Genomic DNA, 11827 nt, shown 5'->3' with positions numbered 1-11827 from the left:
CCATGCGTCTGGACGTCATCTCGATTTTCCCTGAGTACCTGCAGCCGCTCTCGCTGTCGCTGATCGGACGCGCCGCGCAAGACGGCATCCTGGATCTGAATGTCACCAACCTGCGCGACTTCACCACCGACAAGCACCGAAAGGTCGACGATACCCCCTACGGTGGTGGAGCCGGCATGGTGATGATGCCCGAGCCGTGGGGTCAGGCACTTGACTCGGTGCGCCCAGCCGACGCTGCCGGTCCCAAGCCGACGTTGATCGTCCCGTCGCCTGCAGGCACTGTCTTCAACCAGCAAATGGCCTACGACTTTGCCGAAGAAGAGCACCTGGTCTTCGCCTGCGGCCGCTATGAGGGCATCGACGAGCGCGTCATCGAGTATGCGCACGAGAACTTCAACGTCATCCCGGTATCCATCGGCGATTACGTGCTCAACGGGGGAGAGGTCGCTGTGATGGTGATGGTCGAAGCCATCGCCCGGCTGATCCCCGGGGTGATCGGCAACCCTGAATCCCTGGTCGAAGAATCCCACTCGGATGTCCTGCTGGAATACCCGGTCTACACCAAGCCGGCATCCTGGCGAGGCCGCGATGTCCCGGAGGTGCTGCTCGGCGGCAACCACCAGCGTGTGGGACGGTTCCGCCGAGATGAGCAGATCAAGCGCACCGCTGCGCGCCGCCCCGATCTGATCATGCAGCTGGATCCCGAGAGCCTGAACCGGAAAGACCGCGATGCCCTGTGGCACAACGGATTTGCGCTCGTTGACGGTGCCATTACCCCCAAGGCCGAACTGGACTGGGCCACCGGCGCCGGCACTGGGAACGGCTAAGAGGGGAAAATCACTCGAAGCCATTTCGGGCAGACTCGCGTCGGCTTCGCTGATACGGCATAATTGTTTCTTGGTGTGTTTTTGTTCGACTCCTGCCGCAGGGGGAAGTTCGAGCCATAGAAGACCGCCGCATCGATTGCTAGGGGCAATCGATGGTACAACGTTCCGGGGATTTCACTGGTTTCAACCGGTGTCGGGCCCCGCTACGAGGATTCGGTGACCTGCGGCATTGATCCTAGGAGATGCACCATGCATATTCTTGACTCTGTTGACGCAGCCTCGCTGCGCTCCGACGTTCCAGCCTTCGGCCCAGGCGACACCTTGAAGGTGCACGTCAACATCATCGAAGGCAAGAACTCCCGTGTTCAGGTCTTCCAGGGCTACGTCCTTGGCCGCCAGGGCCGCGGTATTGGCGAGACCTTCACCGTTCGCAAGGTTTCCTTCGGCACCGGTGTTGAGCGTACCTTCCCAGTCCACTCCCCAATCATCGACAAGATTGAGGTCGTGACCAAGGGCGACGTGCGTCGTGCAAAGCTGTACTACATGCGCGATCGCCACGGCAAGGCTGCTCGCATCCGCGAGAAGCGCGACTTCGGCGCAAAGAAGTAATCTGCGTTCTTCCATGAACCGGATTGCACGCACCGAGCGGGCAACAATGAAGCGCCAGGCCTTTTCATGGGTCTGGCGCTTCGCTGTACTCGCGGTTATTTTCGGCCTGCTGGCCACCATTCTTCTTCGTGCCACGGTGATCGATGTCTTCCGTATCGATTCCAACTCGATGGAGCCCACGCTCAACCCTGGCCAAAGCATCTCCGTGGACCGCCGCGCCTACTTTGATTCCGAACCGCAGCGCGGAGACATCATCGTTTTCGATGGCCGCGGCTCGTTCCTGCCCTACGCCAAGGCCAGTTTCGCTGATGATCTGCTCTCGGCGTTCAGCCTCGCTGGCAGCAATAACAAGTACGTCAAGCGCGTCATCGGCGTCGGGGGAGACACCGTGGAATGCTGCGGTGCTGATGGGCGGCTGCTCGTTAACGGAGAGCCTGTAGATGAGCAGTACATCTACCCCGGGGATGCTCCAAGTGAACAGGAATTTTCCGTAGAAGTGCCGGAAGGCCGATTGTGGGTCATGGGCGATCACCGGTCCACTTCCAAGGATTCGCGCTCGTTGCTGGGTGCCAGCGGCGGCGGGATGATCAGTGTTGAACGGGTTACTGGTAAGGCCGCAGAGGTAATTTGGCCTCTCGATCAGCGCTCAGATATCAGGTGACACGCCGTCACAAGCAACGAATTTGCTGGTGCCGGATGGGTAGAACTACCCATCCGGCACCATTTTTTCTATCTTCATGTACTTAATTTGGATGGATTTTCACGGGGCCCGTGTTGCTGTGCAGTTGGTGTGCAAATATTGTGATAACGCTCAGGATCTACCAAGCTGACTTGGGATGAGAAAGAGTAGTCCAATCTTAAACCAACGCTACTGGCTCGTAATTTGTGACCTGAGTCGATTTGGGCAGGCCTATTTGACTAGGTGAAACAAAGTTCGGAGTTTATATTTCTGTTGGATTCGATGCTTGAAAAGCTGTGCGGGAACGAAGTATTGTTTCATTTTGGTAACAACACCTGTGCTTACGCGTGCGCCCTTAGGTAAGGGGAAACGCAAGCACTCGCACCATAAATCTGGGAGAAGCGTTAATGCCACATCCAAAAAAGAAGACTGCGCAGCGCGGCATCGTTGCAGCAGCCGCGACCGCTTTGGTGGTCGGTTCGAGCTTCATGCCTGCAGCGGCAGCGCCGACGGTTTCCGAATCGCCGACTGCTTCCACTCCGGCTAGCGAGAAGCCATCGCCGAGCGCAAGCGCTGTCGATACCGAAGGTCTCGACAAGGCTATCGAGCGAGACCTCGACAAGTCGGTTGAAGAGTACGTCGAGGACGGGGAAACCAGCGACGCTGTTTCCAAGGTTCGCGACGAACTGAACGAAAAGGGCGTGGAAGCCACTGCCTCGGTGAAGGACGGCAAGGCCGAAATCACCGTTGGCAAGGACGACGCAGACAAGGCGAAGAAGATCATCGCCGAGACCGCAACTCCAGCACCCACCAAGTTGGAAATGAAGGTCCTCGACGCCGAGGTCAAGACTCCAGGACAGGTTTACAAGGAACTTGCGAAGACCGTTGCGCCGAAGGAAATGAAGCGCATTACCGCGATTCTGAACACCGCCGAAGGCCTGAAGATCTATGCTGAAGGCTTCGAGAAGAAGGAAGCCAAGGCTCTCGAATCCAAGTCTGCCGAGCTCTCGGCCGAGGACCTGACCATCGAAGAATTCGTCAGCCAGGCCAAGTACGTCGAGGGTGAAGAAGGCTCCGGCGTCGCCGAGACTACCGCCCTGGAAGACGTCTACGGTGCAATGGGATACGCCATGGACCAGTCCGGCCAGCCTTCCGACGCAACCACCGTTTGCTCGCTGGGCTTCAACGCCTGGAACTCCGCCGGCGAGGATGCAGTCATTTCCGCAGGCCACTGCACCGAGGATGGCACCACCAAGATTCTTGGTCTGGTCGAGCAGTCGGCACCCAATGTGATCGAAGGCATCGGCGCGAAACTGGGCACCTTTGGCTTCAACCAGTTCGGTGGCCCGGACAACTCGGGCTTAACCATCGAAGAACTGAACTCGATGACTGAAGAAGAGTTCGAGAACCTGGAGCCGGGCACCGACATCTCGGTGATCGACGACATCAACCCTGAGCTGAACCTGCACGCTGCGGTCTCGCAGTGGCCAGAAGGCCAGGACGAGCGTGACAAGGTCATTAACGTGACCGGCGTGTCCAAGGCAGTCATCGGGTCCGAGGCCTGCTCGGCTGGCCGCACCACCGGCTGGAGCTGCTCGGAAATTTACGGCGAAGGCGTCTTCTTCGTCTACGGCCAGAACGACACCGTGCGTTCGGTCTGGGGCTACTCCGCAGAGAACCCGGGCCAGACCGTGCTGGACCAGGGCGACTCCGGTGGACCAGTGCTCGTCGGCAGCAAGGCCGTGGGCATCAACTCCGCCAACTCCGGCGGCGAGGACGGAATCGAGAACAACGCGGACGACGTTGCGATGTACACCTCACTGGACGATGTCTTCAAGAAGGGCTACATTGACGGCTACCAGGTGAAGTTCTTCGTGAACGCACCTGCACTGTCCGTGGAGAACGGCACCGAGGTTGAGGCTGGCGATACCATCACCGGCACCGTCAAGAACGCCGCCAGCGGCACCAAGGTCAACATCATCGTTGACGGCAAGGTTGTCGATACCGTGACTGTGGATGCCGAAGGCAACTTCAGCTTCACCGCACCGGAGAAGCTGGGCGAGTACTCGTTCACCCTGCAGGCCAAGAACGGATTCAACACCTCTGAGCGGGTCAACGCCAACGTCGTGATCGTTGCTGCGCCGACCCCAACTCCGACGCCGACTCCGACCCCAACCCCAACGCCGACTCCAACTGAGACTCCGACTGACGAGCCAACTGAGACTCCGACTGACGAGCCAACCGAAGAACCTTCGGAGACGCCATCGACCTCGCCTTCCGAGGACCCGACTGATGAGCCAACCGAAGAGCCTTCCGAGAGCACCTCGCCATCGCCGTCCGAGGATGAATCCGACGAGCCATCGACCTCGCCTTCCGCTTCGGAAGATGAGGAGCAGTCGGAAGCGCCTAAGGACGACGAGCCAAGCAAGTCTGCAACTCCAAAGGAAACTCCTAAGAAGGAAGATCCATTGGCAGACACCGGTTCGAGCAGCGTTCCGCTGATCGCCGCTGGTGGTGCAATGGCTCTGGCCGGTGCAGCATTCCTGCTGTTCCGCCGCAGCGCACGCCGTCACGGCTAAGGGATTCTTGACCCACGGGAATAGATCCTGCTGAAAGTGCCCCGCTACTTTGGAACAAGTAGCGGGGCATTTTTACTTGGCACACATGTAGCTCCTTGGTTGCTCTACGAAATTAGCACTAGCCTGATAGCTAAGATCGTTGCGGCAACGTGAATACCACCGAGGTGTAAATTATGAATTCGAATGCTAGAACTTCACGCACGCCAATCATGCTGGCATCTACCGCCGCCATGGCTGCACTTTTGCTTACCGGCTGCGGACAGGGAACCGATCCAGGCACGCAGCCTTCGGCAAGCGCTACGGCATCGGAATCCTCGCAGCAAACAGACAATTCAAGTGAGAATGCCGTGGACCAAGATACACTGCTCCAAACCAATGACCAGCTTTCCGAAGCATTGGGCGACGACTACGTCCAAGGCTGGATCAAGGACGGGAAGCTGAACGTTTCAACGACCAGCGAAGAACAGCTATCCACCATTGAAGAAGCCGGTGCCGTCGGGCACCTGGTCCAATTCAGCAGCGAAGAACTCCGCTCGGCAATCGCCGAAATCATGAAGTGGCAAAGCAAGCAGGAAAACCCTGTGCGCAACGCCATCCATGCCTACACGCTGAATCCTGAGACCGGGGGAATCACCTTGTCGGTGGACAAGAGCCAGCTCGAAGCTGTCGAAAAGCTGATCGACGATGAGAAGCCCATCGGCGAAATCCCTGTGGACTACAAGGAGAGCGGCGGCATCATGACGCCAGCAGCCACCCAGTAGCCCAGACTCCGCTGTCTCGGTCGCGCCAACGGCCAGTCCCTTCGCCGGGACTGGCCGTTGGCGCGTTCCGGAGCAACTGGCCGTAGCCGTGCAATGATACGTTGCGCCTGATTCGGCACGTAAGATGGGGATAACACGCGACAATGGAAGGCACTAATCGAATCGTGAGTGCAGCATCAGCAGAGACTCCTCGAAGCCGGGGACCACTTTACAAACTATGGCGCTTCGTTCGCGAGATTGTCATCATTATCGCGATCGCGCTGTTGCTCTCATTTGTGATCAAGACCTTCTTCTTCCGTGCCTACTACATCCCATCCGGCTCCATGGAGCATACTCTCGAGGTCGACGACAGGATTTTCGCCAACCTCATGGTTCCCGGTCCTTTCGACCTGGAACGCGGAGATGTCGTCGTATTCCGAGATGACCAGGAGTGGCTGCCGCCGCTGACCGAGTACCCCACCGCATTACAGAACGTGCTTTCCTTTGTCGGCGTGCTTCCCGCGGCCGACGAGCAGTACCTGGTCAAGCGCATCATCGGCATGCCCGGTGACACCGTGGAATGCTGCACCGCAGAAGGTGCCATCACGATCAATGGCGAGCCCATCGACGAGCCGTACATCTACGACGGAGACAGCCCATCAGATATGGAATTCAAGGTGACCGTCCCAGAAGGAAAGCTCTGGGTGATGGGCGATCACCGTGCAGCCAGCGCGGATTCCCGCTTCCACGCCGACCGCCAAGGCGGCTTCGTCGACATCGAATCCGTCCAAGGCCGAGCTTCGGTGATCTCGTGGCCTACTTCGCGCTGGGGCACCATCGACTCCCATGAAGAAGTCTTCTCCGATGTCCCGCACCCAGTGGCTGAGTAGCGTACCTGCACATGGCTGATTCCAAGAGCAAGGCAACCACACTCGAACACGAGCGCGCCCTGGCCGCCAGACATGGCGTCCGCTACATCGCCGCAGTCGATGAGGTGGGACGCGGCGCGCTGGCTGGTCCGATTACCGTCGGAATGACAGTGATCGATATCCAGCAAGTCACCGAATTCCCTGAACTGCGCGATTCCAAGCTCCTGAGCCCGGACACCCGGATGGCACTGGTTGACCCAGTGCGCCAATGGGCCGTCGGCTATGGCGTGGGGCATGCCTCGGCAGCTGAAATCGACGCGCTCGGTGTCACTGGAGCCCTGCGCCTGGCCGGATCACGGGCCATGGCGCAGTGCGCCGTCCAGCCTGAAGCGGCGCTTCTGGATGGCAGCTACGACTGGCTGACCGCGCCCGAACGGGACCTGTTCGATATCCTGGCCGATGACCGCGAGCCCGTCGGCCTGCATATCCCCGTGGCTACCATCGTGAAGGGGGACATGACCTGCCAGGCTATCGCCGGTGCATCCATACTGGCCAAGGTCGAACGTGACGGCATCATGGTAGGCCTGGCCACGGAGCATCCGTACTTCGGTTGGGAGATCAACAAGGGCTATGCCACCGCAGCGCATCGTGCCGCGATTGTCGTACAGGGTCCCTGCGACTACCACCGAAAGAGCTGGAACTTGACTTCGGGCGCTGATCAGGCCCAAGGTGAAGCCACGACAAAGAAAGCAAAGTGATGGCTGCCGACGACCTGGAAAACTACGAGTCCGACATGGAACTGCAGCTGTACCGCGAGTATAAGACCGTGGTGGGGCTGTTCAATTACGTGGTCGAGACCGAACGCCGCTTCTACCTGGCCAACCAGGTGGACGTGAAGACCCTGTCCAATGCCGGGGAAGTGTACTTCGAGCTGAACCTCACGGACGCGTGGGTTTGGGACATCTACCGCCAAGGCCGCTTCGTGAAGTCCGTCAAGGTGCTGACGTTCAAGGACGTCAACGTCGAAGAACTCAACCCCGACGAGTTCCAGATTCCCAAAGACGGACTGGGAAACTAGCTCAAGCTGCATAGGTATCCGAGAGCCGGCTCTGTTTCCAGAACAGGGCTGGCTTTCTCGTTGGCAACGAGATATCCACATTCCGCGGCCCGTGCTGCTGCCGTGGCTTATGAATCTCCGACGATGTTTCCATAACGGATCATAGACATCGAGGAGCAAGCATGCAGACCGAGAAACAACGGCTAGGTGCCGACGGGGAACGAGCCGCCGCCGCATTTCTCGCAGGACAGCACTACGAAATCCTCGATCGCAATTGGCGATGCCCGGCAGGGGAGCTGGATCTGGTAGCGCGGGCTGGAAATGGCCAGATCGTGGCTGTCGAGGTTAAAACGCGGTCGTCGCAACGCTTCGGTTCCGGCTTCGACGCGATCACCCCGGCCAAGTTTCGCCGGCTCAACAAGCTGCTTCTCTTCTGGGCCCGCACCCATCGCCTGTTTCTGCCCGAAGTTCGCGTGGATGTCGTCGAGGTCTACGCGACGGCGACCGGATTCGACTGCAACCTGCATGAAAATGTGCACTCATGAGTACCGCTCGAACCAGTGCCGTGGCCCTGCACGGGGTCAGCGCTTCCTTGGTGGAAGTCGAAGCCGACCTAGGCAACGGCATCCCGGGATTCGTCCTGCTGGGTTTGCCCGACGCATCCTTGAGCGAGGCCCGCGAACGGATCAAGGCAGCGGCACGGAATTCAGGAATCCCGCTAGCCAACCGAAAGCTGACGGTCAATTTATCCCCGGCCACGCTGCCGAAATACGGGTCAGCTTTTGACCTTGCCATCGTCATTGCCGCCTTGGCCGCTGATCAGCAACTGTTCGCTTCAGCAAGCACCCTGTACATGGCAGAACTCGGCCTGGATGGCACCTTGAGGCCGGTACCTGGGGTGCTGCCAGCCGTGCAACTGGCTCGCGCCCATGGACTTGACCAGGTGATCGTGGCCGAAGAGAACGGAGCGGAAGCCCGGCTGGTGGGTGGCGTAGAGGTCATTGCGCTGCGCCACCTCGGGCAGGTCATGGCGTTCTGTGGAGCGGCAAAGGATCAAATTACTACCTACCTGCGCCACCGGCCACCGCAATCAGCTAACCAAACTGGTGGGCATGCCGTCGGAGCCGCTGCCGACGAGGTGGATCTGGGCCTGGTCAACGGGCAACAGGAAGCACGGCTCGCACTGGAATTGGCAGCGGCCGGGGGACACCACCTGATCATGGTTGGGCCGGCCGGCGCCGGAAAAACCATGCTGGCCAAATGCCTGCCGACAATCATGCCGCCTTTGGATGATCTCCAGGCTCTCGAAGCCACAGCGGTGCATTCCATTACCCGGGGAGGTGCCGGTGAACTGGACCAGTTGCAACGCACGCCGCCTTTTGTCGCACCGCACCACACCGCGTCCCGATCAGCGCTGATTGGCGGTGGAACAGCACAACTGATTCCCGGCGCCATTACGCGCGCCCACCACGGCATCCTGTTCCTCGATGAAGCAGCGCAATTCCATACAGGCGTACTCGATGCGCTGCGCCAACCGATCGAAGAAGGGTATATCAACCTTGCGCGGATCCGAGGGCACCAGCGTCTGCCGGCCCGTTTCCAACTCATCATGGCCTCCAACCCGTGTCCCTGCGGAAAGAATTTCGGAACCGGTACCGGATGCACCTGCACTCCCATGGCTCGCCGGCGCTACTTCGCCCGGCTCTCGGGACCGATTCTCGACCGTGTCGATCTGCAGGTCAGGGTCAACCCGGTTCCGCAAGCCCAGCTGCTGAACTCGGCACCGAACGAATCCAGTGCTCAGGTTCGTGAACGAGTCGTGGCCACCCGAGCACGCAGCCAGGCTCGGCTGGGAAAGTTCTCAATTGCCTGCAACGCGCAGATTCCAACGCAAATCCTCAAGAATGAGCTGGACTACCCGGCCAGGACGCGGGCGGCGCTTGAGCAGCTTGCCACGCGGCGCGGGCTCTCTGCCCGGGCAATCCACCGCCTCTTGAGGGTCGCGTGGACTGTGGCAGATCATCAGGAACACACAGCACCGACCGCGGACGATTTGGCCATCGCCGGTCATCTCCGCCAGAACTTGGAAAGCAGCTAGGTAAGGTCATGACTTCCAGTAATACGAACACTGCCGGGGGATCGGTGACCCCAAGCTCCCAGGAGCGTCGGGTCTATGCTCACTTGAACCAGCTCATAGAGCCCAACGACTACGTGGCCACGGCCCTGCTGGAACTCATGAGCACACAGGAGTTGCTGCGCTTGATCCAGCGAGAGGATTTCTATCCGTCTGCGCTCAAGCTTCCAGTGGACGGAATCCTGGGATTCCACCCTTCCGGGGATTCCGCGCAAGACCTGAAAGTGGCGCTGACCCGATGGCGGAAACGCCTGCCGCTGAGCAACCCGGTGGGCGCCCTGGATGCCGCCGCTCGGGTTGGCGGAGGACTGCTGATCCCCACCGATGCCGCCTGGCCACGTCAGCTAGCCGACCTGCATCTCGGTCGTCCGCTGTGCCTATGGTGGCGATCGGCAAACCCCCAGCTGCTTGAAGGCCAAGAGCTGGCCAGCAACGTTTCCATCGTCGGCTCACGCGACGCCAGCGACTACGGTGATCAAGTCACCTTTGATCTTGGCCGGACATTGGCATTGAGTGGGTATACCGTCGTCTCGGGCGGCGCCTACGGCATTGATGCCAGCGCGCACCGTGCAGCGCTGAGCGTGGAGGATTGGCAGCACCCGGGTCCGCCAACGATCACCGTTATGGCTGGTGGCATCGATCGGCTTTACCCTTCGGGCAACAGCAATCTCCTGAACCAGATTATTGCCCGCGGCGTGCTGATATCCGAGGTGCCGCCCGGGACCACATCCGCTCGCTTCCGCTTCCTGAACCGCAACCGGCTGATCGCCGCATTGAGCAGGCTAGTCATCATCAGCGAAGCGCGCCACCGTTCCGGTGCGCTGAACACCGCCAGCCATGCGGTCGAGCTCGGACGCGATGTTGCAGCTGTTCCAGGCAGTGTTTTCGCTCCCAACTCGGCAGGATGCCATCGCTTGATTGCGGAGGGCAGTGCGGCGTTGCTTGCCAGTCCGCAAGACGCACTGGGCCTGCTGGGCCAGCATCGCCAAACAGAGTCGCCCAGTTCCAAAGCCCAGCCGCGCCTTACTGACAACCTGAGCAAAGATGAAGGCATGGTGTACGACACGATGTCCTTCGCCAAAGGGATGCTGGTCGATGAAATCTCGGCGCGCAGTGGCGTGCCACTGATCAAGACGCTCCGGGCCATCAACCGGTTGGAGTCGCTGGACATGGCCGCTACCGATGGCTTGACCTGGAAGCTGGTGCGCCAGAACTAGCCAGAGAAGCAGCTGGGGGTATTCTCAATAGTGATGAAGCAAGAACCAACGACGCACACCAGCACTGCGCTGTCGGCAAAGTTCGCCGAGCCGGTTGCGGATTACCTGGAGTACCTGCAACGCGAACGCGGCCGAAGCGCTAATACTCTGCGAGCCTACGACGTGGACTTGCGCAACCTTGGCCAGTTCCTGCAGCACCAGTCCCAGGATCCGAGCCTCAAGCAGATTACGGTCGAGATGCTCCGCGACTGGTTGGCCCAGCTTCACGAAGCGCAGGTTTCCCGAACTACCTTGGCCCGGCGGATCTCTGCGGTGAAGAATTTCTTCGCATGGGCGCTGAAGCACCAATTGATCGACACCGACCCCGCTTTGCGGCTGGCCGCGCCCAAGAAGGAGCGGCGGCTTCCGCACGTTTTGCAGCCAAGCCAGATCGATCGCCTGCTCTCCGAAAAAACTGAGGTGACTGCCGGTGCAGGCGATAGCGAAAGCGCAGCGGAATCAGGCCCGGATGCCAGGAGCCAGGCGGTAGCGGCACGCGACAAGGTCATCGCGGAGCTGCTATACGCGTCCGGATTGCGCATCAGCGAGCTCGTGGCCCTGGACGTGGACGACATCGACTTCGAACGACGTACCCTGAAGGTTCTTGGCAAGGGAAATAAGGAACGGGTTGTTCCTTTCGGTAAGCCTGCAGAGCGCGTGATCATCGCGTGGATCCGCTCCCATCGCAAGGTCTTGGCCCGGCAGGAGGCCAAGGCGGCATTGCTTGTCGGCGTGCGCGGTGCGCGCTTGAACGTGCGCCAAGCGCGAGAGGTCATTTCCAAGGCGCTGGAATCGCTGGGGGATACCGCTGCTAGCGGTCCGCACGCGTTACGGCACACCGTGGCCACCCATCTGCTTGATGGCGGGGCTGATTTGCGTGCTGTCCAGGAGTTCCTCGGACACGCTTCACTGGCAACGACCCAGCTCTATACGCATGTTTCGGTCGATCGGCTGAGGCAAAGCTATCGCCAAGCCCATCCGCGAGCCTGACTATTTGGCATGAATCCGCGAAAATGGCCTTTCTGGGTGGCGAAAGCCCTCATCATCAGGCAAAATGGAAGTATCGGCGGCGATGGC

At 59.9% G+C, this 11827-nt stretch carries 12 protein-coding genes; all 12 read left to right on the top strand.

Translation table 11 applies throughout. The features are described from left to right. The first annotated feature begins 2 nt into the window (after positions 1-2). The 12 genes from trmD to ANI01nite_RS01760 all read left to right on the top strand — a co-directional run bounded on the left by trmD (position 3) and on the right by ANI01nite_RS01760 (position 11740). On the top strand, positions 3-827 hold the full coding sequence (gene trmD / locus ANI01nite_RS01815) for a tRNA (guanosine(37)-N1)-methyltransferase TrmD (protein WP_141355522.1): 825 nt from the start codon (positions 3-5) through the stop codon (positions 825-827). Between the two features lie 249 nt (positions 828-1076). Continuing rightward, the gene (gene rplS / locus ANI01nite_RS01810; protein WP_038991493.1) at positions 1077-1436 is read left to right on the top strand and encodes a 50S ribosomal protein L19; all 360 of its coding nucleotides are present in this window, start codon (positions 1077-1079) and stop codon (positions 1434-1436) included. Between the two features lie 13 nt (positions 1437-1449). Beyond that, entirely contained in the window at positions 1450-2097 is a 648-nt protein-coding gene (gene lepB, locus ANI01nite_RS01805; RefSeq protein ID WP_141355519.1) for a signal peptidase I, read from the top strand. Positions 2098-2522: 425 nt separating this feature from the next. Next, positions 2523-4694, top strand: a complete 2172-nt coding sequence (locus ANI01nite_RS01800) for an LPXTG cell wall anchor domain-containing protein (protein WP_141355517.1) — start codon at positions 2523-2525, stop codon at positions 4692-4694. Positions 4695-5041: 347 nt separating this feature from the next. After that, a complete protein-coding gene (locus ANI01nite_RS01795; RefSeq protein WP_141355515.1) occupies positions 5042-5455 on the top strand; it encodes a hypothetical protein in 414 nt (137 codons plus the stop codon). Between the two features lie 164 nt (positions 5456-5619). After that, entirely contained in the window at positions 5620-6324 is a 705-nt protein-coding gene (lepB, locus tag ANI01nite_RS01790) for a signal peptidase I (protein WP_255314336.1), read from the top strand. Between the two features lie 11 nt (positions 6325-6335). Further along, entirely contained in the window at positions 6336-7061 is a 726-nt protein-coding gene (gene rnhB / locus ANI01nite_RS01785) for a ribonuclease HII (protein WP_141355511.1), read from the top strand. Then, positions 7061-7381 (top strand): DUF2469 domain-containing protein, encoded by a 321-nt coding sequence (locus tag ANI01nite_RS01780; protein ID WP_038991500.1) that lies wholly within the window; start codon positions 7061-7063, stop codon positions 7379-7381. Before rnhB ends, ANI01nite_RS01780 begins: the two co-directional genes overlap by 1 nt. 161 nt (positions 7382-7542) lie before the next feature. Beyond that, positions 7543-7905, top strand: coding sequence for a YraN family protein (locus tag ANI01nite_RS01775; RefSeq protein WP_141355509.1), 363 nt, complete (start codon positions 7543-7545; stop codon positions 7903-7905). Next, positions 7902-9458, top strand: coding sequence for a YifB family Mg chelatase-like AAA ATPase (locus tag ANI01nite_RS01770; RefSeq protein WP_141355507.1), 1557 nt, complete (start codon positions 7902-7904; stop codon positions 9456-9458). The genes ANI01nite_RS01775 and ANI01nite_RS01770 overlap by 4 nt, the downstream gene beginning before the upstream one ends. Positions 9459-9466: 8 nt before the next feature. Continuing rightward, the gene (dprA, locus tag ANI01nite_RS01765) at positions 9467-10711 is read left to right on the top strand and encodes a DNA-processing protein DprA (protein WP_141355505.1); all 1245 of its coding nucleotides are present in this window, start codon (positions 9467-9469) and stop codon (positions 10709-10711) included. Positions 10712-10744: 33 nt separating this feature from the next. Continuing rightward, positions 10745-11740, top strand: coding sequence for a tyrosine recombinase XerC (locus ANI01nite_RS01760; RefSeq protein ID WP_170214529.1), 996 nt, complete (start codon positions 10745-10747; stop codon positions 11738-11740). The last annotated feature ends 87 nt before the right edge of the window (positions 11741-11827 follow it).

This window comes from Glutamicibacter nicotianae (assembly GCF_006539525.1).
Classification (GTDB): Bacteria; Actinomycetota; Actinomycetes; order Actinomycetales; family Micrococcaceae; genus Glutamicibacter; species Glutamicibacter nicotianae.
This window is presented reverse-complemented; position numbering and strand designations above follow the sequence as displayed.